The sequence below is a fragment of the Enterococcus sp. ZJ1622 genome, from assembly GCF_011038845.1.
In the GTDB taxonomy this organism is placed as follows: domain Bacteria; phylum Bacillota; class Bacilli; order Lactobacillales; family Enterococcaceae; genus Enterococcus_B.
The window spans coordinates 104600-128395 of the sequence record NZ_JAAKDW010000004.1; the positions used below are offsets into that span (position 1 = coordinate 104600).

The window sequence follows — 23796 nt, forward strand, 5'->3', positions numbered from 1 at the left end:
CGCTTGCTTCAGTCGACTTGTAGATCTGGATAAGCATTCATAACAGCTGTTTTGAAGCTTTGTATCGCTGCTTCTTTGTCGATCTCCCATTTTGAATACGGAGTCAGGCAATGGTCGATAAACAATAATTCGATCGTCTGGTCATATTCTGTCAGAATCTTCGCATTGACTGATTCGACCATTTCCGAAAATTCGTTGTAATGGTTTTGTCCACCTAAAAAGTCTTCCTGATAAGAATCTTTGATTGCTTCAACTACTGCTTCATTCGATACGAAATCTCCTGTCTCTTCCGCCCAGCGCGTCAAGAATTCTTTATCCGTTGTCAAATATTTGATCAAATCAGCCGCAGCTTCTTTTTGATCAGAAGAGTCGACCGCACCGATCCATGTGCCTCCCCAGAACCATGAAGACGGCCCTTGTACCATACGCCAATCGCCATCTGTCGTCTTGCTTCCATCAGCTGCTGTCGCATTGGGTTTCAGCCAATAATGAAGTCCCCAAGTAGGCAGGCTGTATCCGAAATCCGATTCTCCATTCATCCCGGCAAACCAAGCTTCTGACTGTCCTTCTGTGTCTTTTGTCAGCCCTTCTTCCACAAATTTTCGAGAAATATCCAGCAGATCATACAGTTTATTGTCGATCACCAGCTTCTCCTCTTCTACCCAGCCGGATTCTCTCATACCGAAGAACGGTTTAGCTAAATCTTGGATGCTTGAGATCATATGGACTTCACCATTGGATGTTTCCCTGATTTCTTTTGCTGTCTCATAGAACTGATCGTAATCAGTTAGCTTGTCTTGCATGTCATCTGCTTCATTCACTCCGAGCAGACGGTCTGCGAGTGATGCCCGATAATAAAATCCGCCAGGCGCCGCTTGCCATGCCAACGCATGCAAGACACCTTCTTGGCTCGTACCAACATCTTTGACATATTGATACGTGTCCTTAGCTGCTTCCTTTACCCCGTATTCTTCTAAATCAGCCATCAAGCCTGATTCCACATATTTTTTTACAAACGCAGATTCTAACGCAATCACATCCGGTGCATTTTTTGTCCCTAATACAGGATCGAGCTTGGTCTCGAATTGATCAGAAGGGATCTCCACCACTCTAATTTTGTACGCTAATCCTTCGTGAGCCGGCAAATAATAGTCATTGATCATCGTCGACAGCTCATCTGTAAATGTCCAGACGATCAATTCATCTCCGCTGGTAGAACCTGCTGGATCCGTGCCGCAGCTCGCTAATACAGCTGCGCCCACTAACACGACACTTCCTTTCAGCCATTGCTTCATTGAAAGCCTCCTTTTTCCTCGTACGTGAAGAAATCAAAATCTGCCGCCATTCTCCTGCCAGAAGTATCGATGGCAAACATCCCGACAAATGCACCCGTAAAGAATCCTTCTTGTGTCTCTGCCGCATAATCGTCCGAAAGTATGAAACTGTCAAAAACAGTGTCGATCATCTGCCAGTGATGCCCATCGAAAGAATATGCGTAATGATATTTCTCATAGGAAACAATTGTTTTGAAATAAACAGCGCTTACATTATCAGGCACGCATATCTCGTTGCTAACCATTGTTATCTTTCCATTATCACTAGACATAGAAGCAATGATCTTTCCTTTTTCTTCATGATGGGTCAGGTGGATACTCGACCAGTTTTTTGTGTTGTAATAATTCGTCAGTCCTGCCAATTGCATGAAATTCCTCGGCGTACATTCCACCTTCGTCACCGCTTCAAAAGCAAAGTGCTGCCATCTTCTAGCTACAAGGGCTTTGTAGAAAAGGGAATTGAAGGATTCTCTCCCATACAGTCTTAAATGACCTCTTCTTTCTGTTAAACTACCGATTTCTTCTGTAAAAGGGATTCTCAATGTCTGGAAGTGCAACGGCAAAGCTTCACGATCAAAGGATTCTGTCGTCGAAGGATGTTCCCATTTCTGCTCAGGCATGTCGGGACTCTCTACTTCGACTTGAGGGTGATTCCCGCCGACTAGATATGGCCACCCATCTTCCCATTCCAATTTTTGGATCGCTGTTTCCCGCCCCAACGGACAATAACCTCTGTTCTCCAAAAGTGGCATTTCTTTATGTTTAAGTGGTCTAGCTGTCAAATAAGCAAAGTACCATTCATCCGTGTGTGTATGGACGATAGACCCGTGGCCAGCTTTTTGCAAAGACAGTTCCGGTTCTGACCAAGAACTGATCAAAGGATTTTCCGGATGGACTTCATAAGGACCATCGATCGTTTCTGCTCGAGCGATCGTTGACGCATGTTCGTACTTCGTCCCACCTTCTGCTGTCAGCAGATAATAGCAACCATTTATCTTGTAAAGATGCGGCGCTTCTGTCAATTTGCGAGCAGTTCCTTTGAAGATGATCTTTACTTCTCCGACAAGCTTTTCTTCAGTCGGTGAATATTCCTGCAAAGCGATCCCGTAAAACGGATGATGTGCCGGACGGTAATCCCAGACCATATTGACTAGGTACTTTCTTCCATCTTCCTCATGGAACAACGAAGGATCGAAACCAGCGCTGTTCAAATAGACCGGCTCTGACCATTCTCCGTCGATCGTCTCACATGTAATCAGATAATTGTACACATCTTTCCAATTGTTGTTCTGGACTTCTTTTACATCCGAATAGATCAGCCAGAATTTCCCGTCTCGATAACTCAAAGCAGGAGCCCAGACACCTCCAGAATCAGGATTCCCTAGCATATTCAGCTGGCTGACCCGATTGACAGGCGTACTCACAAGTTGCCAGTTTTTTAAATCTCTCGAGTTATAGATCATCACACCGGGAAACCATTCAAAAGTAGAAGTAGCGATATAATAGTCTTTTCCAACACGACAGATACTGGGATCCGGATGAAAACCAGTTAAGATCGGGTTATTTATCATAGAGAATTCCTTTCTATACCAGATAATCGTTCAATCGCGACTTGATAGATTCTAAGTGACTGGATTCGTTCATGATTTGGTCGTGTGCCAACGCATAGTCCGTAAGTGAATCAAGGTCTTCCTGATCACTGATGATCTTTTTCCCGACGCCTTCTTTGTAACTTGCATAACGTTTTTCTTTGATCTCATCAAAAAAACGATCTTCTTTCAATCTGGCCGCAGCTTTCAATCCTCGTGCAAAAGTATCCATTCCCGCGATATGCGCAAGAATCAGATCTTCCATCGCAAAAGAGGAACGTCTCACTTTCGAATCAAAATTGATCCCGCCTGGTGCGATTCCGCCATTTTCCAGAATCTCGTACATCGCAAGTGTCGTATCATAGATATTGGTCGGAAATTCATCCGTATCCCAACCTAAAAGGAGATCGCCCTGATTCGCATCGATCGAACCCAGTGAATCATAGCAGCGAGCCACAGTCAATTCATGTTCGAAAGTATGTCCAGCAAGCGTGGCATGATTTGCTTCAAGATTGAGTTTGAAATCACCAGTCAGATCATATTTCTGGATGAAAGCCATAGTCGTTGCCGCATCAAAATCATATTGGTGTTTCGAAGGCTCTTTAGGTTTCGGTTCGATCAGGAACTGTGGTTTGTGCCCGATTTTTTCGCTATACGCTACGACCATTTTGAATAATCGAGCGATATTGTCCTGTTCGAATTCCATGTCCGTATTCAATAAGGATTCATATCCTTCACGACCACCCCAGAATACATAATTTCGTCCATTCAGTTTTTTACTTATATCCAATCCTTTTTTCACTTGGGCTGCTGCATATGCAAAGACCTCTGCATTGCTGGAAGAGGCAGCTCCATGGACAAATCGCGGATGAGAAAACAGATTAGCGGTATTCCACAGCAGCTTGATGCCTGTCTGATCCATTTTTTCTTTGATCAGATCCGTGATCGTATCGAGATTGGCAAAGAATTCTTCTAATGAGTCCCCAGCTGGAGCGATATCCACATCATGAAAACAGAAATATTCCATATCCAACTTTTCAAGGATCTCGAAAAATGCTTCTACACGGTTGATTGCCGTTTCCATCGGTGTCTTGCCTTCCCACAAACGGATATTCACTGGATCGCCAAACGGATCTGAACCATCTTGTGTCATCGTATGCCAGTAAGCTGCCGCAAATCGCAAATGCTCCTTCATCGACTTGCCCATGATCATTTGTTCTGGATCGTAGTGACGGAATGCAAATGGATTTTCCGTCTCCGGTCCTTCGTACTTCACTTTATCAATCGCTGGAAAATAACTCATAAAAAACCCTCCTCATTTTAGTTTGTTAGTACGATAAACTAACTTGCACCATGAATCATAGAACACTCCTGCTGTTTTGTCAAGCGCTTTCAAAATAAATGATTTTATTTAGTTTAGAGAAAAAATCGTACGCAAAAGTCCTAGTAATCACTTAAACTTTATTTGTGAAGTGGTTCGTTTCACGCTATACTGAAACATATAACGTTGGTTTTGCTATCTATTGAGCAGAGAAAGGAAACTTTATGATTTCAAGCAAGTACACCATTCGAGAATTGAATCAGGCAACCCTTCTAAAAACGATCATTGATAAAAAAGAAGTCTTTCGCGCAGAACTAGCTGCAGCGACCGGCTTGAACAAAGCTTCTGTTTCAGATATCACTAAAAAACTGTTAGAAGAGCAGCTCATTCTGGAAACACGCATGGGAGACGCATCTACAGCAGGCGGACGAAAACCGATCATGCTGACCTTCAACGGCCAAGCAGCGACCGCCCTTTCCTTCGATGTCGGCTATAATTATCTGGAAGGCATGCTTTCTTATATCGACGGTCAAGTGATCGCTACTGTTACAAAACAGCGGATAAGCGTCACTTCAGAAACGATCCTTCCTTTATTAGAAGAATCAGTGGTCGATCTGTTGGCGAATGTACCGGATACTCCTCATGGGATCGCCGGAATGACACTTGGTATCCACGGCGTTGTTTTCCATGATCAGCCAGTATTCACACCTTATTACGATCTGGATACTATCGATTTACAGACAGAATTGGCAAACCATTATGACTTCCCGATTTTCATACATAATGAAGCAAATTTAGCAGCGTTGGGGGAATACACCTTTTCTTCACATTATCAAAATCTGATCAGCATCAGCATCCATAGCGGTATCGGCTGCGGTATCGTAGAGTCTGGGAAACTGCAACTGGGAAAACATGGGAAAGCCGGCGAACTGGGCCACTCGATCTTATATCCTTCAGGCAGACCTTGCCCTTGCGGAAATGCAGGCTGCTTAGAACAATACGCTTCAAGTAAAGCTGTCTACGAAGAGTTTGCCCGTGTGAAAAATCTCGACTATGTCAACTCAGATATCCTTGCTGATTACGTCAAAAAAGAGGACCCACAAGCAAACGAGCTTATCCGAAAAAATGCCGAACTCTTGAGCATCGGCATCAATAATATGATCATGATGTATGATCCGGACGTCATCGTCATCAACAGCTCGCTTTATCAAAAGATCCCTGAAATGACCGATCACGTCAACGATGCACTCACTAGCCGCTTCACCAGAGATACATTAGTCCGTACCACTCGCCTTGAAGGCAATGCGATCTTATTCGGCGCATTAGCTATCACCGCGCAGCACTTTTTGAATATACGGAAGTTGAAATTGGGAGATTTTTAACGATCAATCTAAAGTATTAAAAGTTCAATGCAAAAAAGAGGCTGGGACTTATCATCCCCGCCTCTTGATTATGATCTAACTTTGCTTATTTTTGTTCCAAGGATAAATTTATTTCAGCATTCCATTTTGGGCAGCTAATAGTGCATTTCTTAGTTCTTCATCTACAGCATATATATATAAACCATTGACACCACGAGTAAGAAGAACATTTAGTTCGTTTTTTAGTAAAAATTCTGAGACGTCTATTTTGCTACCGTCTTTTATCTGTCTTTTATATATTGCTTTCTTATTTTTGCTTTTGCTACCATCAAATATGATTTTCCCATTTCGATATTTGACAGAAGGACCGATGACCACTCCAGCATAATTCAAATCGAATCCTTGTATAGTGAATGTAGAACCTACCTCATTGATTGTATGTGGTTGTTCTGCCCATGCACGGTCGCGATTTTCATGTTTTTCTTTTCTTGTTTGCGGAAGTTGAAGATTCCAAGGGAGTTTCCAATCTCCGACTTTTACGTACCACATATCATCTCCATTATTCGGCTTTTTGTTATTAATATAATCCCAATCAAAAGTGGCTAATATTCGTGAAATGCCAAGATTTTCATTTTCAGCTTTTAAAGAGATTTGCTTGTACATTTTATTCGGATCATCGAATATTTTTATTTCATAGTTTTTTGAATCCACCGGAATATTTGTAATTTCATTATTGTCAATTATCTTTCTTATCCAGTCAACTGTTTGTCTGTCTGCATTAATCCTCATTTGATTTTTCAACTGTATATAGTTTTTATTCAAATTTGCTCCATGTATTTTTTCTAATAAATCTTGTTCTTCCCAATATTGTTCACGTGAGAGTATCTGATTTCTATCGAATACGGCCACTACTACCTTCGCACGGGTTAAAAGATCTTCCAACTGATTTGTTCCACGATAAGATTGCTTTCCTTGCGTCCAAAGTAGATGTGCTTCATCTACAATCAATACGTCTACTTTTTCTTCTTCAGAATGGTTATTTATAAATCGAGTAGGTTTTAACACTGTTTCTCGGTTGTGTTTTTTTGAAATACCAAGTTTAGAGGAAATTTGCTGATACACCTTCAATTGTTCATCGTGGTTCACTAACAGATACTGATCTGTGTTTTGAATAACAGCATTTTCAGAATCTGATGCAGATAATTGATTCAGTTCATAAAATAGGCTACTCATCAAAACCGTTTTTCCAGACCCTGCCGCTCCTTCTACAATGATCAATTGGCTTGTTTTCTGACGATTCAATGCCTCAGTTATCTTCAAAATTATTCTTTCTCGTGCAATCATCTGTTCTTCTGTCAACTTATGAAAAGGAGACGCTTTAAAAATCGCAGAATCTTTGATTATCTGTTCTAGCGGAAATAGATTCTTATTCTTTTTATGTAATTTTCGCCAAATTTCGGAAAATATCGAATCTAATTCGTCAGAGGTATAATACTCATTCTGCGGATTTGTTCTTCTATTATTTACTTTTGTCACTTTCTCAACACTAGTCAAATATTGCATCATGCGATTTTCAATATCTAATGTCAGTGATTTATTGAAATACTTATGTCCTATGATAAATAATCTTGATGATTTCGAATCCGAAAATTCTTTCCAATCTTTTCGAGAAATAATGTCAACTGCTAAATGTTCGGTTGTTCTGCGTTTGATATCGGTTGTTTCCCCAATATACACTGAGTATTTATCTTTTTCCTTTTCATCGTTCACGATATATACAGTTGGATAATTGAAAATAAGATTTTTATATTTTTTATTTTTATCGTTCATGTCCTTTTCAAGTTTATTTAAATTTTCTTTAGAATAACCAACTTCGTAAATGATAGGTGATGGAAGTTCCACTGACGATGCACCTCTTTTTCTATATATGTTTATATTTTATTATAGCTTATGTAATTATAAAAAAATATATTCATTACTTTCTTTTTTATTTTATATAAAGGCAAAAACTATTGTTTACATCTAACTTCCTAAAATAAGTTTCAACGTAGCAATTGCTATTGATAAGGATAAAAATAAAAAAAAGCCCCCCGTTTTCTTTCGGAGGGCTAGCTTCGTATATGTTATATACTGAACTGATTTACTTAATCGACATAGACGACCAATGCTCTGCTAACTTTTCTTTAATAAAACGGTTGGACATCCCACTTTCAACTATTCTTTCTGGTTTATTCATTGTTCATTATTTGACCCCTACCATCAAATCTGTATAGACTAGTTCATTTATCACTTTGGGGCGATAAAAAATCGGAGAAACGACGGTCAAGTCTTCTTGAACTATTACTACTATCAGTTCTTCTAAGGCCTTCGTAAATTCAGAAAGCATCTCCCCCTTTGCCCTAGTTGCCAACATATTATTGACTTGGAAGTAGGAGTGGAAACGATATTCTTCAGAAAGGTCGTCACGCCATTCTTCGTTGACTGGCAAAAAGACTTGGATCAGCACTTCTTCTTCTCGAATATCCGAATTCATGGAATAAAAAAAACTATCTGATAAGGAGTAATCTGCTTCAAAGATCGTTTCTAATGCATCTTCTAAACAACCACCCAATTCTTCTGTATTCGTGACATAATAGCGGCTGATGACGTTTTGATAATGTAAAGACTGTTTGTATCCAATCGTTTTTCTCATTTGTTCACCTGCTCTTTTATCGGAATCAGTACATCTACCCAATATTCATCATAGACAAGTGTCATTACCAGCAATAACTTATCTTCAAATTCAATCTTCTGCTCCTGCAAGTAGTCAGTTATTTCTTCAATATTTGCCCCTAATTCCTCATCGAATGGGATGCGTTTACGTACCAAATGATCATAATGGATGTTCTCAATGGTGAAGATATCCCCGCCTTCAACTGGTTCATTTACCGGTATATAAAATTTGTAAGTCTGCTTCTCTTCCCTCATTTCTGTCGGTTTCAATTCGATCATCGTCGGACCATTTTTATAAAATCCTTCTTCATAAACTAATTCTTCGGACTGCAAAATCAAGTCGACTAACTGGTCTGTGGTTGCTTTTTTTTCGATATACACTAAATTGTTCATTTCAAATGATACTTTCTCAATCATCTTTTTTCCCTCTTTTCATTAAATTAATTTTGTTTCTATTGTTATTATTTCTTTACTCTAGGAAATAATGTTATATTCAGCCCTGGGATGATCTTCGCTGCTCCTTTTTCCGAATAAACGGTGTTCCAGAAGTAACTTCTTCGGAAATAAGCCGAAATTTCACAAAAATTTGAAAAGCAATTTTCGTAAATTCCTTCTTATTTCTTGAAGCTGCCCACTTCTGTCACAACCTCTTGGCATCTTTGATCACGCCATTGATGCCGAAACTTGCACTTTTCTTCAAGGCATTCCCTGCACTCTTCAGCGTGCCTTTCGCAATTCCTTTGACCGTTTCTTTGAATGCGAGCTTCGTCCCTTTTAGAGCTACGTTCTTGTCTACTAGTTTCAATTTGCCAGATTTATTTCCTCTGTTATCTGTCTTATTTATTGTACTTTGGTAAATGTTTGTTTGAATCTTTCAAATATCTAACATACGAAAAATTGTGATTTATTTTTTATTTTTCATCATCTTAATTGAGTCACCGTAGATTGATATATTTGTATCTTGATCCGGTTCTTTTTTCCAATATTGTTGTACTCTTTGAAAATCAAATGTTACAAAAAATATAACAACAATTACGATTAAAATTGTTGAGAGAAAAATCAAATTTTCATTTTCTGTAATATAAGCCATTCCAGCCAGTACAATACCCACGATCCCAATCAGATTAGAAAAATAGTTAGTATACCTATCCCTTAACTTAAGATTATTGCGTTTTAAAGCCCACCATACTAATACTCCATGAATAAACATCTCTAAAGACCAGCCAATCCATATCAGAATTGTACCTAACATAAAATTATGAAATGGTCTTTCCGTAATTAAAGCTACCAAAGCTATCCCACTAAAAATACCTAACACACTAGAAAAATACACAACAAAAACTAGATACTTCTGTAGTTTTCTTTTATGGAATTGAGTGCTACATATTCCATTTATACAAATTATCACTATGTTATATATTATCTGACTGTACATGAATACTTGATTTTTTTTATAATTCGCTTCACCTCCTATTGTAAAAAGAATAATCAAAAAAAACATTAGTAGAATTACATAACCGGTCATAACTTTATTAAAAGAATTTTTTTTAAATATCAGTTCTTTTTGTTTTTTAAATTGATTTGGTATAAAGTGTTTCATGACTGCTTTCATTTAAACCACCCTGAAATTCCTTTAATCATCGTATTAACTCCTTTTTTAACTTTGTTAACTATACCTGTTTTATTAAAAATAAATTCTGATACCATTCCAACACCTATTCCTGTGCCGACCACTGCAGCTACTGATGCAGTGGCTGGTAACGAAGCAACAAAAAGTCCTACTGTTGTTGGCACTTTTTCTTCTTATTGAACTATTCCATGTGACTCTTTTATTTTTAGAGGTTTTATCTGAAATGGTTAATTATATATCTATTTTTTGTTTTTCTTATTCTTCATGAGTTCAATTGAATTTCCATAGAGGGATACATTTTTATTTTTTTCTGATTCTTTTTTCCAGTATTGTAATACCCTTGGGATTTGAAAAGTTAAAGCAAATTGTAAAGCAGATACCATTAGTATCAATGCCACAAAAAAAAGATTAATATTACTTAAAGTGGTCGAACACATGGCACTTACTATCGATAAAATTGATAGACAATTAATGTAGTAGTTTGCATATTTATCTCTTATGTTAAAATTATTATTTTTAACAGAGAGATGCACTAAAATACTATGCACAACTATTCCTAATACCCAAAATAAAATAACAGTTATTTCACCAACAATAAATTTTCGTATAGGATTATTAAGTAGTATTGAAAAATACGATACTACGAAAAATAATAATATTCCCAATGAAATATAAGGAATCATCACAACATATTTTCTTTTTCTATTATTTTTAAAAATAACTATACCGATAATTATTAATATAAAAATAAATATAAGAATGACTAACTGAATATTAACAAAAACTATTGTCTGTGGACTATACAAATTTTCTTTATTGCCGGACCAATAAGTTAACAAAAAAGTTATGATGAACACTATATAACAAACTAACATTGATAAAAAGGACTTTTCAGTATATTCTTTTTTACTATTTTTTTCATAAAATTTTGGTATAAAATTATATATTATTTGAACCATCCAGACACTCCTTTTATCATAGAATTAACTCCTGATTTTATATTTTTTGTTAAATTAGTTTGTTTATCAGCCCAATTCAAACCTTGGCCAACTATTAACCCCGCACCTACAACAGCCCAAACAGGAGCAAATGTGGCTACGCCTGCTGATACTGCTCCTATCGCCACAGTCGTCACTGCCGCTTTCCCCACATCCACCAGTGCGCCACCGACTTTGCTGGCGGTGATCTCTTGACCTTTCAATCCGTCTTCTCGGGCTAGCTGCTCACTCTTACTGATTCCCTGTACGACGTTCGCAGCACCTAATGCTATATTCAGCCCTGGGATGATCTTCGCTGCTCCTTTGGCATTGACTAATGCCTTGGCATCTTTGATCACACCGTTGATGCCGAAACTTGCGCTTTTCTTCAAGGCATTCCCTGCACTCTTCAGCGTGCCTTTCGCGATTCCTTTGACCGTTTCTTTGAATGCAAGCTTCGTCCCTTTCAGAGCTACGTTCTTGTCTACTAGTTTCAATTTGTCTAGTATAGACTCTCCCACATCTGTAAATTGCTTCAAACCACCTGAAGTGCTGAGACGAACAAATTTTTTCCCTTCTTTTACATAGCCATCGATTCCAGCTAATTTATCAAATTTACTCGCCCACTTACCTGCTTTGTTTATGACCAATGTGCCATCTGACATTCGTTTGATCCTAGAAGCAATATAGAGATCTCTACCAGAACCTAGCCATTGTTTCCCATTTTTCAGCTCTCCTGCCAATGAGCGATTGATCCATTGATCCAGTTCCTGCAGATCTGCTTCTGTCAGATCGCCGTTGAGGGCAGCTAGAAGTGGGTGCTCTTTCTTAAAAGCGATTTTTTCTTCTTTTTTTATAGCTTTATGCGCTTCGTTCACTTCATTTTTGAATGATTTGTCTGTAAAAATTTCCAGTGATTTAGGATTGGAATAACTCAAACCGCTGATACTTCTTATCTTAGATTTTTGCTGCGCTAATTTGTCACGGATATTCGTGCCGCTTTTTTGCCTGTTGAAGTTCTCCATTGCCGTAATGGTGTCTGTTAAGACTTTTTTTGCCGACGCCATCTTTTCGTTCACTCGATTAGACGGTGATGACACTGAGACGATATGCTCGACAGTCCCATAAATTTTATTGATCTTATTTTCCAATTTAGCGAAATCGGATAGTGGATTGGAAAATTTATCTTTTGCAGTACTCAATGCTTCTGTATCGATGACGGCCGTTTCGCTATTTTCTTTGACTATAGATTTGAAATCACGGATCGCTTTATCGATTTCTTTAACTGTTTCATGTAAAATATCATAATAATTGATCAGCATCGGGATTTGATAATTGGCAATTTCTCCGTTGATGGCTGTTTTGACCTTGCCAGATAAAGCATTGCTTTTTTGAACGGATTTCCAGTCACTTTGAGCACGATTGATTTCTGCTTGTAGTTTGTTTTTAGAAGAAGTCATACTATTTTTAGCATCCATTACTTCTCGCATACTGATTTTCATCTGTGCACCTCCTCGTTTACAGATAGGTACAAGAATATTTAGCTTCTTGTACAAGTCGTTTTCTTAATACTTCATAGGCATATTTTTCTTCATAACGATTCGTTGGTCCTTCTGATATCACTTTTTTAATCATCAACGTATTGAAATAAATCGGATCGACCTCTGCTTGCAGCCCGAATGGCCACAGGGAACCGACGTAATCGATGAACATCTGTGTCTCAGGAATAGTTAATTTGCGTCCTTGTATCGAAACGAACAAGCCCAACTCACCGATTGTAAAAAGCCCTTTGATTTCATCCGTCAACAGCTCTTCATCTAGTTCAACGATCGTTCCAATCGGGTAGATCTCGGTGAATATCACATCTATCAAGCCCATGAAATATTTAAAATTTGAAAAAGTCAAAGACACTTGTTTTTTCAACCAATCAAAGGAAACAGATCCTGCTTCATAATCAAATGCCACATGAATGATTGCGCCGATCCTTGGTTTATGTTCATACTTGGTTTCCTGGTTAATAAAATGCCGATAGACTTTCTGGGCTAGCTGCGGCTGGCCACCAAAAATCAAACCTAATTCGCTTAATAGCGGGATGGTTTCTTGTTCTGCTAGGTTACTGCTTGTCAAAGCAGTAACCCATAATTCTTTTTGCTGCTGATCCATTTTCCACACTCCTCATCGGCTAATCTTCAAACTGGCAGCACCTGCTTTATCATCATTTGCTTTGTTCTTCCCTGCTGCGGTCATCTTATCCATACTCCCTTTGACAAATGTTTTGTAGTTATCTAAAGAAGAATTGATGTTGTTGATCATCGTTGTAAATTCTGTGAAAGGCTTTGCGTTTGTCTGAGAAAAATTTACGTTTTTCATTTTGCTGATTCCCGAGACGGTACTGTTTGCTTTATTTACCGATTGTGTCCATTCGGATAAATCGACGCTACTTTTTACCATAGCTCGTTCAACTCCTTTTCATTTATGCTTCTAAGCTCATTGCTGCAGACAAGAGTGCTGAGATCTGCGAATTTAAAGAACTGATAGTCATGGCCTCAAGTCGGGACTCCTCTTGTAGTCTTCTTAATTTCTGCTGGAATTTTTCTACATTCTCCTGGTTTTTTTTTGCATATTCCGATAATTCGCTCTTCACCTTGTCCACTTTCTCATTGTATTTATCTCGCCGCGAGCCTTTAAAATTGCTTTCAGAAACACTTTTTAAACTAGTAGAAACTGCTGATTTTAATCCATGAACTTGATTAATCGATTGATGTAATTCTCGAATCGCTTTTTCTACTTCTTGGATTTTTTGATCGATCTGTTTTTTATTTACTTGTACCGTATTTATCTGCGTCCTTAAGCGATTTGCTTCTGTACGATGTCTCGCTGCCTGTGCTCTATTCTTCGCTTTTTTTACTTCATCGTTCATGGTTGACCTCCCGTTTCGATTATTTTTGGTTCGATTGTTTTTTGTCGAGACTTATTACTCACTGACTAATTTCACACGCCCTGCAGCACGTCCAATGAAGAAGTGAGATTCATCCAATTCCACGGTTGGCTCATTATAGTCACTTTTCGTATTCACGAATCCTTGGTCAACGATCCTGGTTCCTACCATTCCAGCCGGGATATTGGCACGCAGTAATTTATCTGCATCGTCGAAACTGTTTTCCAATTGTTTTTGATTTGCTTGGAAAATGAAATACATCCCTACTTGGCTACCTTTTTTCAGTAAAACATTCAGATTCGCAGCACTAATGTAAGATTTCCCGACAAAGGAATGTGCTTCTGGGATATATATCAGCATTGGTTCATATTCGCTGACCAATTGTCGTTGCTCGACTTCTTGCAACAAGTCACTGACAAAGCTGCCATATTCTGAACCTTCGATAAACGTATCAAAACTATCCGTATATCCGCCGAAGTGTTCGCTATCATTGAAGACAATCCGCTGGGCACGTCCTCTGAAATGTTTCATGTCTTCTACAATGACTTTTTCAATAGATTCATTTTGCTGTGGTGTGTCGTCGCCAATGACAAAATAACCATGTTCCGCAGGTTTGAAACCAACCACATTTGTTGTTTCTTTGTCCATCGCGATCGGAAGCTCCATATCAACTAGCATCCTCTGGGTTTGCTGATTGTTATAGAAAGTTGCCATAGTAATCGTTTTGGGTAACATCGGAATCGCTTTTGGTCGTTTACCAACCCAAGCTTTTTCCATGGCATCGATTTCACGTTCTAAACGATTCAAACGAGCGATATCGTTTTCTCCCTCTGTTGGTAGATATATCTGGAACTCATATGGCTGGTCCAGTTTCACTTGTGCTCGTCCGATGATCTCTTGCTGGATCAATGCATCTCTTCCAACAACGTCTCGGATTGCCCCATCTTCTACTAGAAATAGACCGATTTGAGTTGGGATATTGCTCGACATACTCATTTTGAAGCTGCTTGTCCGAAGTGCAGTCATGATTGTGTAAATCCCTAAGCTTGCTCCTTCTCTCAATATTTGATTCAGTACAGATTCAATCAGTTCCTCTAATGGACTTTCTTTGATCGAATCAAAACCATCTACGATTGTCAGGATCACCGGCAGATTCTCTCTCGTTTTTTCTTCGTATTGACTAAGACTTGCAACACCAAACTCAGTAAACGCATCTTTTCTTTGCTGGATTTCGGTACGGATTTGCTTTAAAAACTTCACAAGCTTTTCCTCTTCTTCTAGACGGACCAAATCTGCTACATGTGGTAGTTTTTTCAGTGGCAATAATCCATTTGTCCCAAAGTCAAAGAGATCGAACTGGATTTGTTCGGGTGTATTAAGCCGCGCAAAATTCATGACTAATGTTTGTAGTGCCGTGGATTTCCCAAATCCCGGCGATCCGTAAATAGCTGTGTGATTCAGTTCATTCAAATCAAAATCCGCATTCATTTGCTTTTGCTTAGTAGGAATATCCATTTTGCCAAAAGGAACGCTTAGATGTTTTTGCTCTTGCCAATCTACCTTTAAAATAGGTGAAACAATACTTGTTTCCAATGGTGGAAGCCATGGTTTTTCTGGCAGTATCGCTTCACTTTTTACTGCGTATTCTGCAATGGATTCTATGATTGCTTCCAGTTGTGTGGTTTCTTCTGACTTCACTGAGATCTCTTCTTCTTCCGAAAGATCTGCTGTTAATAATTCGTATTGGCCCAATGAATTGATCAGCCAGATTCGTTCATCGATCTTTTCTTCTTTTGAGTCATTCGGCTGATACTCTGCTCCACTCCAAGCTGACTGGAAAAGTTCATATATTTCGTTATTTCCTACCTGCAGATATGCTCGTCCAGGTTGTGTGATGCTTGCTGCATCTGGTGTTTTGATGATCTCATTCGAGTCGTTTTCATCAGCTACTTTTAAAGCTAGTTTAAATCTCGAATTCGACCAGATCTGATCATCTACGACACCACTTGGTTTTTGTGTAGCTAGAATCAAGTGGACACCTAATGACCGACCGATTCGCGCAGTAGATACAAGCTCAGCCATAAAATCAGGTTCATTCGCTTTCAGCTCCGCAAATTCATCACTGATTAGAAACAAATGAGGTAGGGGCTCAAAAGGGTAGTTTTTCTTTTCTTCGGAATCTGTTATTTCTTTCCCCATTTTGTAGAGTCTGGTGTAGCCGTTAATATGGTTCACCCCAAATTCACTGAATTTTCGTTGACGTTTTTGTAATTCAGCGCGGATACTTTGTAAAGCTCTAGCTGAACCTGCACCATCTAGATTCGTGATGGAACCGAGTAGATGCGGTAATTTAGCAAATAAATTCGCCATTCCCCCACCTTTAAAGTCGATTGGTAAAAAGCCAACATCTTCCGGAGCAAAATTCACAGCTAGCGAAAGTATATAGCTCTGCACGATCTCCGATTTCCCAGAACCAGTTGTCCCTGCAACTAATCCATGAGGTCCGTGTGCACGTTCATGAAGATTCAAATAAACGATATCATCTTTTCCTCTCACACCTAATGGCACGGCTAAGGTTTTAGAAGTATTTGCTATTTGCCAACGTTCGCTTATTTTTAATTCATCAATCTCCTTCACTCCATATAATTCTAGAAAATCAATAGCTTCCGGCACCGCATTCTTCTCCACTTCCACGTGCTGCAGGTTCGCTAAACGCTGGATCGCTTGCTCCAGTGGATAGGTGGTCGGCAAATGGTTTGGCAAGAAGGTCTGATTGATGTATTCGCTGTTTTGGTTGATCAGGGTCGCAGATTCACTACTTTGATATTCGATGAGTGTGGTCGTTGTCTCCGGCAGCATGTTCAAGGCTTCTTTTCCCCAAAGGACTGTCACACCGTACGGACTCATGTCTTCAGCCAGAAATTCATTCAATCCATGTCCTGAAAGCCAGCTTTCGTCAAGGATCGAAAAAATGTAATGCGGCTGAAAAACCACTGTCTCATTTCCGGCTTCTTTGACTTGCTGGCGGCGCTTCGTCAGCATTTGATAAAAGGAATTCAGGACCATGTCCCGTGATTGTGCGTGGTGGACGATCCCACGAAGATTCAAATGTCGGATCTTCGTATGGGGCAGCCAGCGCCAGGCACTCCACTCCTTTTTGTATTCTGCTTCCGGAACCAGTGTGATGAATTCCACATCTCGGTACGAATGAAGAACCGATAATTGGAAAAGGATGGTCTGGACGGCGGTTCGTAGTACAGCAGATGGGCCTGCTAATCCTAGCGTCTGATCCTTTAGCGGAACGACGATCGGCGCTTCGTCCAATTGTTTATAGGGCCAGACAAGCTGTTCTTCTGCTTCTTTGCTCAAATCATCCTCTTCTGATGGCTGGTAGCTCGTCTTGAAACTGGAGATGATCTCTCCTGTGCCCACTCGGATATTCAAAAAATCTTCATTGCGACTCATGCGCTCGTAGATCCTCGCATGGTATTCTTTAGCCATTGCAGCTAGATCATCCATAGAAGGATTCATGTACGCCAAAGCTTCTTTTTGTTTTTGCTGTAACTTGTCCAGTTCAGATTTTTTCTGAAGCATGTATTGGCGGTAGGTGGTTTCCCGATCCTCGTTTTTTCGTTTCGTCTCCTTTTTGTTGGTCAAATAACTGGAAACTGAAAAACCGGCTGTCAATAGACTCGCACCACCCATGCTCAGCATCATGATCGGATTTCCTCCACTAAGAAAACTTGTGGCACCACTCAAAACGACCATGCCAAGTGGCGGCACGATTGTTTTCAATAAGTCATTTCTGCCTTCTGTTTCTTTTGGCTTCGGTGCAAGGATCTCGATTTCATTCGCGGGTTCTTTCAAATGGATACGAGGGCTTCTTCTAAAAAATGGAAAATCATCAGGATATTCCGGAAGAAACGTTTCTTCTACCAGTTTCCACGGATCCAGCTGATAGTTTGTGCCCAGACTGGTGAAACGCAGCTGCTTTTCCCGGACTTCGATCACTAAACGATCGACTATCAACCGATCTCCTACACCAAAGGAGAATGTACCTTCTTGTGTAAGCTGATCGTTGTAGTAAACACGTTCCTTGCTCGGATAGATCTTCAGCTGATATTCTTTGGTTTTAGGATCGATAGAGATGGGAATCAATGCATCTGTTTCTAAAAAGACTGCCGATTTTTTTGCTCCGGAGATCAGAAAATCTTTTTTTGGTTTATTCGTGAAAACTGTTTCCAGCTCTTCATGTCTTAAAATCAGCAAGTCTTCATCTGACTTGACCGGTTTTCCGTCACACAATAGCTTCTGGTCTCCATAAGTGAAACTTTGACCGTTCAATACGACTCGACGCTGTTTCTCTGTGAGTTGTTCGTGGATGAGCGTTTCGCCAAAATAAAAGATATCAAAGAGGATCTTTACAGATGTCCGGATTTGATCACTTAATGGGACGAATCGATCAGTTGGCTTCATTTCCATCTTCTCCTCCTAACAGCTTCATGTATTTATTGATCTCTTCTTCATACTTTGTGAGCAATTCTTGTTTTTTCTCACCTTTCATCTTATTGTTTGTCTTTGTTGCATCGTATAACTTGGTATATGCATGTAAGATATACTGATTGTCGCCAAGGTTCTTAGCGACATCGAGTGCCTTATCGAAGTCTCCTTTTCCGGCATAGATCCAGTAAAGCAATGTGTTGTCGCTCGATTTCAGGGACAAGTTGTTTAAAATAGCTGCCTTTTGTTCATTGGACAAGTTGTCCAGTTGCACGGCACTGACTGCGGCGACATATTTCGCACCAGTGGGCAGTTTTTCAGGTTCATCTTCTTTCAACGTATTCAAAACGCCAGCGTAATCATTGGCGATATATTGTGTCTCAGCTGAACTGATACGCTCTTGTGTCGGGAGTTTGTCCAGAGCATAGATCCCTGTCGCAATAGCAAATCCGATCGTCGATAACCCCAATACCAAGCTGCTCCACTTAAAAATCTGATGGTTTCTTTTGCTCGTTTTTGCTTTTGCTTCAGAATCTCCGTGGCCAGCAACTGATCGATGATTTCGATCGTATCTGCTTCTTTTATTTTCTTTGAAAAAGCATCTTTCAGCGTACCGCTATCTTCGATCAGCAATTCATAGTTTAATTTGGGATGCAGGATATAGAGGACAAGCGCCCGATATTGCTTGATAAATTCATCTTCTTCATTGGTATAAGGGACGATCGCTGCCATAAATCCTCGGTGCCCGATGACCAGTTCTTCTCCACGAACGAATAGATTAGCAGGATGGAGGAAAGGCTGAGCTGGACGGTGCAGAAAATCGGTTAAAAAACGGATTTTTTGTGCCAGCAGCAAACGCTGGAAAAGCTCTTCCTTTTTGACGACTTGTTCAAGTGACAAGGTATCTGATTCTTTTTTATAGCGAATGACTAGCTTTTCTTCTGTTGCTTCTGTGATCTCCCCTGGTAGCATTCGGATACTAGGTGCTAAAAAGTGCTGATACTGTGTCAGTTTGTCCAGCCTATACTGATTGGCCTGCAGAGTCACTTCTACAGCGTTGGTCTCGTTCGTAAATCCAATGGTTTGTGTGATATTTTGTATTTCTCTCACAGCAGTTTTTCCTCCATGTTCTTTTGTCTTTCGATCACTTGTAGCTGATCACCATTGCCTAAAGAATAATCAGCTAGGATGGTCTCGTTCCTCAAATGGATGGGTTTATTCAAAAGAGCCAATTCGAAGTTCTCAGGTAGTCGGATATGGATGATTGGAAATGACTCTTGTAAAATTGTTTTCAGTCGTGCCACAGTGACTTGACTTGGGACTTGCAGATCGATGATCCGATCGGCTATATGCAGACTGATACTGATTGTCGTGCCTTTTTTCATGTTATTCGCCACTCCTGCTCCTTTTGTTTTTGTGATAAGTTAGTTGTTTTCCTAAAAATAGACCTGCTCCTATGCATAGGCTTCCGCCCAGAACATAACCGCTAAAGGTGACTAGCTGATTTACTTTCATTTGCTGCATAGCCGAAGAAGAAGTGCTTTGGACTGGAGCAACAGCAGTTCCTTCTTTGAAGAGATAAGGCATTACTTTTTGGTCAAGCGCTTCTGGCTCAGCCGGTTTCTCAAAAAATACTTTTTCCTGCGCAGCTGAGACCAGTTCTTTTTGTTTTGCTTTCAATTGCTGATCCACCGCTTCTTTCTCCGCTAAAAACAAGTCGTTGATGGCAAACGAGACCTCATTTCCGCCTTCTTCCGCTTGCTGATCCTCATAGATTACCTGATTGTTGATTGTAAGAGCCCCTTGTCCAGCATGCACACGTGTTCCGTCATAGCTAACAGGAAAAAGGACACTCAAAAAAACGATGATCCAACAGATTTTTCTCTTTTTCTTCATGATTCACGCTCTTTTCTATCTTGTTCTTCAGGAAGAACGATGAGATTCAAAAATAGCCCTAAAACCAGAAGGATGACGACTATAAGATAACTGATCCAACTGATACGTCCGCCATTCAGCAGCACTGTAAAACCGTTTTGAATATTTTGAAGCGGTGATAGCCGGTAGAGAAACTCAGTGAATGAACCTGCTTTGACCGTAACTCCTAGTAACGGCGTGAGTATGAAATACAATCCTAAAACGATGCCGTAACCATATAAGGTGAGTTTCTTGAATTGCCGTAGACATCCTGTAACAAGCAGCTGCATGCTGGCAAAGGTCAAAAATGCATAGCTGAACCACATCAAGCGATTCGCTGTACTAGCACTTGCACTGGTGGTACCAGCATAAAAACCGGCAAGTAAGATCGTCACAAGTGAAAGAAGGAAGACATTAGGAACGTTCAGCCACATCCTTGTCGGCTGAACCATCAGATCGGCTTCTGTCACTTTGCGTTTTTTCATAAATCCTAGTAATGAAAGTCCTGCGACCATAAGCAGGATCGCGCCAGTCAATGTTGCGTAATAAGGAACTAATGAGATTTGTCTGGTTTGCCCGAATACGCCTTTTCCTTGGATCGGCCGTGACAGAAAATGGAAGACTTGTGTGTTGTCTGCTCCGCCGTTTTTCGTGTTCGACAACACTTTTTCAAAGGTTTTTGCATATTCTTCATTTTCTTTCGTCGTTTGTTTCGATTGATTGATCGACTGATCCAGATTGGTGAGGATCGTTGTTGCATTTGTCTGGACATTAGCTGTCGTTGTTTTCAATTCTTCGATTACGGGTGCGATATCTTTGACTTCTGCAGCAGATTTCTCGGTGCTAGCAGCCGTTTCTTTGGATGAACGCATCAGTTCTTGCATCGTTTCGACTAAAAAGTTTGTTTGACTGGCAATTTGTTTCGTCTCGTTTTCTTCAGGATGCGGATTTTCTTCATTGACCACTGATACGGCTTCGATTTTTGCTGTTTCGCCCCATGCATTGTATGTTTCCGTGATTTGACGGTTGGCATCCGTGAACCAGCGATTCAATTTATCGGCTTCTTGTAGCAGTTTTCCCGGGACGGTCATCAGATTCAATGTACCGTAAAGCGTAGGGCTGACTTCTTCTTTATTCTGATCTGTTTCATTTCCAATGACCGCTTGCAGGCGATTGATCTGAGTCTCGGTGTCCTTGTAGATCCTGTCTCCTGTTTTCTTGTATTCTTCATATAATTTATCGGTAATGACTGTTTGTTTTTCGTCATTCGTAATATTGTCATACCGACGATAGATGGATTGGTCGTTGGCTAATTCCAGAACGGTTTTCCCTTGGTTTTCTGATGCGCGGATCATGGCAGCGTAAGATTGGACTGATAACGACTGGTTCGGATTGCCGAAAAGAGTCGCGATTTGCTGCGCAGCAGTATCCAGTACTTGGAGATGTGTCAGAATTTTAGGCAAATCATCGATCAGTGGCTGATCCATCGGGAGATAGACTGCATAGTGATGATCGCTTTGGACCGTTTCGTTCCTGCCCCATGAATAGTGAAGTTCATTGTAAGCTGTCGCTTGTTCTATTGAGTTCAGATGCCAGATGATCGGCAGGTTGACCGTGAATGTCACCTGTTTCGGCAATTCTTTTTCTTGCGGTTCTTCTGTTGAATCTTGCGTACTTTCTTCCGTTTCTTCGATCTTTTCAGGTGCTGCGAATGTAAAATGATGATCTGAATGTTCGATGATCGCAGTTTGATAGCGATAAGGATTCAGTTCACCATTCACTAACTGTTCGATTTCCTGCAGCTTGGATCCATCTAAAATCACACTGACTTGTTCTTGCGAAGCATCTGGTAATTGGAGCGAATAGGTATTCTCTTTTGTCGGGTCCAAGGAAAAAGTGACTGTTTGCTGCGGAATATCGATCATTTCAGGATGTTCTTGTCTAGGGTCTAAATATGTGAAATGGACCTCTTTTCCCAATGGCTTGTTCAAATCATTCGCGTATTTTCGAACGATCACCAGTTCATCCAAGTATAGGGAAGCTTGATCAGGGGTGATCACCTGCTTTTTGGTTAATTCGTCCACTAACTGTTCCAAACTCTTGTCTGGAATCTGAGCCAATGATGCCTCCAGAGTTCCTTGGTAATCAGCGTTCAACTTGGGCATATCTCCTCCCAAATTGGAGATCAGCCGGAGGATAGCTGTTTTCACTTGCTCGGTGGTTGCTGTATCAGGTGTAGCTGCCGGATCGTTATAATAAGTCGCAGCGATCTGTCTTTTCAGCTGGGTCAGCTGTTCTGTCTGGTCTTTTAGCTCAGCGATTTCTGCCTGGAGTTCTGCGATCCTTTTTGTTTGTGTCTCTTGGAAAAGAACCGATTCTGATAGAAATCCGGCGTACACACCTGTGCTTTCTTGTTCCTTGCTGGTATAAAAATCACCTAGCTGGGTCAAGACCGTTTCCGTCAATCGATCATGCTGCTTTTTATAGTCTGCTGTATCTGTTTCCCATTGTTCGTTGAGCTGCTTTTTTTGCATCTCTACTTGATCATTGAATTGTCTGATCGATTCTTTCAGTTGTTCATTTGCCTGCTTCGTATAGTCCTCGACCGATTCTTTGACTGTTTCAGTCGATCTGCTGCCGCCTTCTAATCCTTGATTGTTTCTATCCAGCAATTCTTTGACCGACTGGACAAAGGCTTGCTGCTGCGCGGTAAAAGTCTGATTATCTGTATCTAAAAGACTGGCTGTTTCTAGCACATTCGTATAATTGCCGGGGATTTCTTTGAATGGACTGTAGATAGATGATTCCAAGGTCGTCTGATAGTTTACCTGTGTTCCGGCTATTTGATTCACGTTTTGCTGTGCTTCAAATAAATTCCCGACGATACTTGAAAAATACATCTGGATGATCCGCTGATTGAAATCAGTTAAGATCGTGTTGACATTGTCTTGGATCATTTGGTTCGTGATCTCATTTTGTCCATCTCGAACTTGATATTCGATCAGTGCTTTTTCCGGATTGATGCTTTGCAGCGATAGTAATTTTTCAGAAAAATTTTGGGGAATGATGATCTGCGCATCAAATTGACCGCTTTCTACACCAGCTGTAGCGATGTTTCGAGTGGTGGTTTCCCAGCGATTTTTACTGTCCTTATTGATCAATGTCACAAAATCTGAACCTAATGAATAATTTTTGCCTTCAAAGACTGCTCCTTTATCTTCATTGACTAATGCATATTGCATTTTTCCTGTAGGATCGGTTGTACTGATCGTGACATTGTCATCTTTGAATCCTAAATAAAGAAAGAAAAGCAGTAAGAATAAGCTAGCGGCAATTGTTAGAAACAATGAAATGTTCCTTCTAAAATCAGTTAACATCTGAACTCTTCCACTCCTTAAAATAAATGGCGGTTAAAAACATTTGGCTCTATGCAGTAAGGCAAATTTTTGCAGAAACTTCTTCGAAAGTTTGTACAAAAATTGGCCTTAGTGCTTATGGTTTACTGGCTCGCGCTTAGACA

Annotated in this window: 19 protein-coding genes and 1 pseudogene; 1 reads left to right on the top strand and 19 read right to left on the bottom strand. The window is 40.1% G+C overall.

The window, feature by feature from the left end; genetic code table 11:
• Nucleotides 1-8: 8 nt before the first annotated feature.
• Genes G7Y42_RS05095 through xylA form a run of 3 tightly spaced genes read right to left on the bottom strand, consistent with a single transcriptional unit; the run spans nt 9 to nt 4226 of the window.
• Nucleotides 9-1295 carry an ABC transporter substrate-binding protein gene (locus tag G7Y42_RS05095; protein ID WP_165005143.1) on the bottom strand — a complete coding sequence of 429 codons (1287 nt, stop codon included), beginning with the start codon at nt 1293-1295 and terminating at the stop codon, nt 9-11.
• Nucleotides 1292-2905: a glycoside hydrolase family 43 protein gene (locus G7Y42_RS05100; RefSeq protein WP_165005141.1), complete on the bottom strand. Its 1614-nt coding sequence runs from the start codon at nt 2903-2905 to the stop codon at nt 1292-1294. The genes G7Y42_RS05095 and G7Y42_RS05100 overlap by 4 nt, the downstream gene beginning before the upstream one ends.
• A gap of 13 nt (nt 2906-2918) precedes the next feature.
• Entirely contained in the window at nt 2919-4226 is a 1308-nt protein-coding gene (xylA, locus tag G7Y42_RS05105; RefSeq protein WP_165005139.1) for a xylose isomerase, read from the bottom strand.
• A 242-nt stretch (nt 4227-4468) separates the two neighbouring features.
• On the opposite strand from xylA, the gene G7Y42_RS05110 reads away from it, so the two are divergent.
• The gene (locus G7Y42_RS05110; RefSeq protein WP_165005137.1) at nt 4469-5626 is read left to right on the top strand and encodes an ROK family transcriptional regulator; all 1158 of its coding nucleotides are present in this window, start codon (nt 4469-4471) and stop codon (nt 5624-5626) included.
• A gap of 108 nt (nt 5627-5734) precedes the next feature.
• Here the strand turns inward: G7Y42_RS05110 and G7Y42_RS05115 are convergent, their stop codons facing one another.
• From G7Y42_RS05115 to esaA, 16 genes and pseudogenes are all read right to left on the bottom strand, one after another.
• A complete protein-coding gene (locus G7Y42_RS05115; RefSeq protein WP_165005135.1) occupies nt 5735-7507 on the bottom strand; it encodes a DUF2075 domain-containing protein in 1773 nt (590 codons plus the stop codon).
• 340 nt (nt 7508-7847) lie between these two features.
• On the bottom strand, nt 7848-8297 hold the full coding sequence (locus tag G7Y42_RS05120) for a DUF5085 family protein (RefSeq protein WP_165005133.1): 450 nt from the start codon (nt 8295-8297) through the stop codon (nt 7848-7850).
• Complete coding sequence (locus tag G7Y42_RS05125; RefSeq protein ID WP_165005131.1) at nt 8294-8734, bottom strand: hypothetical protein; 441 nt, start codon at nt 8732-8734, stop codon at nt 8294-8296. Before G7Y42_RS05125 ends, G7Y42_RS05120 begins: the two co-directional genes overlap by 4 nt.
• A gap of 223 nt (nt 8735-8957) precedes the next feature.
• Nucleotides 8958-9122: a hypothetical protein gene (locus G7Y42_RS05130; RefSeq protein ID WP_165005129.1), complete on the bottom strand. Its 165-nt coding sequence runs from the start codon at nt 9120-9122 to the stop codon at nt 8958-8960.
• 99 nt (nt 9123-9221) lie between these two features.
• The gene (locus G7Y42_RS05135) at nt 9222-9929 is read right to left on the bottom strand and encodes a hypothetical protein (protein WP_165005127.1); all 708 of its coding nucleotides are present in this window, start codon (nt 9927-9929) and stop codon (nt 9222-9224) included.
• On the bottom strand, nt 9926-10111 hold the full coding sequence (locus tag G7Y42_RS05140) for a hypothetical protein (protein WP_165004952.1): 186 nt from the start codon (nt 10109-10111) through the stop codon (nt 9926-9928). Before G7Y42_RS05140 ends, G7Y42_RS05135 begins: the two co-directional genes overlap by 4 nt.
• 75 nt (nt 10112-10186) lie before the next feature.
• Nucleotides 10187-10906: a hypothetical protein gene (locus tag G7Y42_RS05145; protein WP_165005125.1), complete on the bottom strand. Its 720-nt coding sequence runs from the start codon at nt 10904-10906 to the stop codon at nt 10187-10189.
• Entirely contained in the window at nt 10894-12426 is a 1533-nt protein-coding gene (locus G7Y42_RS05150; RefSeq protein ID WP_165005123.1) for a T7SS effector LXG polymorphic toxin, read from the bottom strand. Before G7Y42_RS05150 ends, G7Y42_RS05145 begins: the two co-directional genes overlap by 13 nt.
• A 16-nt stretch (nt 12427-12442) precedes the next feature.
• On the bottom strand, nt 12443-13087 hold the full coding sequence (locus G7Y42_RS05155) for a DUF4176 domain-containing protein (protein WP_165005121.1): 645 nt from the start codon (nt 13085-13087) through the stop codon (nt 12443-12445).
• Between the two features lie 12 nt (nt 13088-13099).
• The gene (locus G7Y42_RS05160) at nt 13100-13375 is read right to left on the bottom strand and encodes a hypothetical protein (RefSeq protein ID WP_165005119.1); all 276 of its coding nucleotides are present in this window, start codon (nt 13373-13375) and stop codon (nt 13100-13102) included.
• A 22-nt stretch (nt 13376-13397) separates the two neighbouring features.
• Nucleotides 13398-13844, bottom strand: a complete 447-nt coding sequence (locus G7Y42_RS05165; protein WP_165005117.1) for a DUF5082 family protein — start codon at nt 13842-13844, stop codon at nt 13398-13400.
• A gap of 54 nt (nt 13845-13898) precedes the next feature.
• Nucleotides 13899-18344 carry a type VII secretion protein EssC gene (gene essC, locus G7Y42_RS05170; protein WP_165005115.1) on the bottom strand — a complete coding sequence of 1482 codons (4446 nt, stop codon included), beginning with the start codon at nt 18342-18344 and terminating at the stop codon, nt 13899-13901.
• A pseudogene (gene essB, locus G7Y42_RS05175) lies at nt 18325-19472 on the bottom strand (type VII secretion protein EssB). Before essB ends, essC begins: the two are co-directional and overlap by 20 nt.
• A complete protein-coding gene (locus tag G7Y42_RS05180; protein WP_165005113.1) occupies nt 19469-19747 on the bottom strand; it encodes an EsaB/YukD family protein in 279 nt (92 codons plus the stop codon). Before G7Y42_RS05180 ends, essB begins: the two are co-directional and overlap by 4 nt.
• Nucleotide 19748: 1 nt before the next feature.
• Nucleotides 19749-20258: a hypothetical protein gene (locus tag G7Y42_RS05185; protein WP_165005111.1), complete on the bottom strand. Its 510-nt coding sequence runs from the start codon at nt 20256-20258 to the stop codon at nt 19749-19751.
• Complete coding sequence (gene esaA, locus G7Y42_RS05190) at nt 20255-23653, bottom strand: type VII secretion protein EsaA (protein WP_165005108.1); 3399 nt, start codon at nt 23651-23653, stop codon at nt 20255-20257. Before esaA ends, G7Y42_RS05185 begins: the two co-directional genes overlap by 4 nt.
• Nucleotides 23654-23796 lie beyond the last annotated feature (143 nt).

What these genes read in the sequence shown, in the direction of transcription:
- G7Y42_RS05155 (WP_165005121.1), bottom strand. Translation starts at nt 13,087, where the DNA reads ATGGATCAGCAGCAAAAAGAATTATGGGTTACTGCTTTGACAAGCAGT.
- G7Y42_RS05145 (WP_165005125.1), bottom strand. Translation starts at nt 10,906, where the DNA reads ATGGTTCAAATAATATATAATTTTATACCAAAATTTTATGAAAAAAAT.
- G7Y42_RS05185 (WP_165005111.1), bottom strand. Translation starts at nt 20,258, where the DNA reads ATGAAGAAAAAGAGAAAAATCTGTTGGATCATCGTTTTTTTGAGTGTC.
- G7Y42_RS05180 (WP_165005113.1), bottom strand. Translation starts at nt 19,747, where the DNA reads ATGAAAAAAGGCACGACAATCAGTATCAGTCTGCATATAGCCGATCGG.
- essC (WP_165005115.1), bottom strand. Translation starts at nt 18,344, where the DNA reads ATGGAAATGAAGCCAACTGATCGATTCGTCCCATTAAGTGATCAAATC.
- G7Y42_RS05165 (WP_165005117.1), bottom strand. Translation starts at nt 13,844, where the DNA reads ATGAACGATGAAGTAAAAAAAGCGAAGAATAGAGCACAGGCAGCGAGA.
- esaA (WP_165005108.1), bottom strand. Translation starts at nt 23,653, where the DNA reads ATGTTAACTGATTTTAGAAGGAACATTTCATTGTTTCTAACAATTGCC.
- G7Y42_RS05120 (WP_165005133.1), bottom strand. Translation starts at nt 8,297, where the DNA reads ATGAGAAAAACGATTGGATACAAACAGTCTTTACATTATCAAAACGTC.
- G7Y42_RS05110 (WP_165005137.1), top strand. Translation starts at nt 4,469, where the DNA reads ATGATTTCAAGCAAGTACACCATTCGAGAATTGAATCAGGCAACCCTT.
- G7Y42_RS05125 (WP_165005131.1), bottom strand. Translation starts at nt 8,734, where the DNA reads ATGATTGAGAAAGTATCATTTGAAATGAACAATTTAGTGTATATCGAA.
- G7Y42_RS05095 (WP_165005143.1), bottom strand. Translation starts at nt 1,295, where the DNA reads ATGAAGCAATGGCTGAAAGGAAGTGTCGTGTTAGTGGGCGCAGCTGTA.
- G7Y42_RS05135 (WP_165005127.1), bottom strand. Translation starts at nt 9,929, where the DNA reads ATGAAAGCAGTCATGAAACACTTTATACCAAATCAATTTAAAAAACAA.
- xylA (WP_165005139.1), bottom strand. Translation starts at nt 4,226, where the DNA reads ATGAGTTATTTTCCAGCGATTGATAAAGTGAAGTACGAAGGACCGGAG.
- G7Y42_RS05150 (WP_165005123.1), bottom strand. Translation starts at nt 12,426, where the DNA reads ATGAAAATCAGTATGCGAGAAGTAATGGATGCTAAAAATAGTATGACT.
- G7Y42_RS05160 (WP_165005119.1), bottom strand. Translation starts at nt 13,375, where the DNA reads ATGGTAAAAAGTAGCGTCGATTTATCCGAATGGACACAATCGGTAAAT.
- G7Y42_RS05100 (WP_165005141.1), bottom strand. Translation starts at nt 2,905, where the DNA reads ATGATAAATAACCCGATCTTAACTGGTTTTCATCCGGATCCCAGTATC.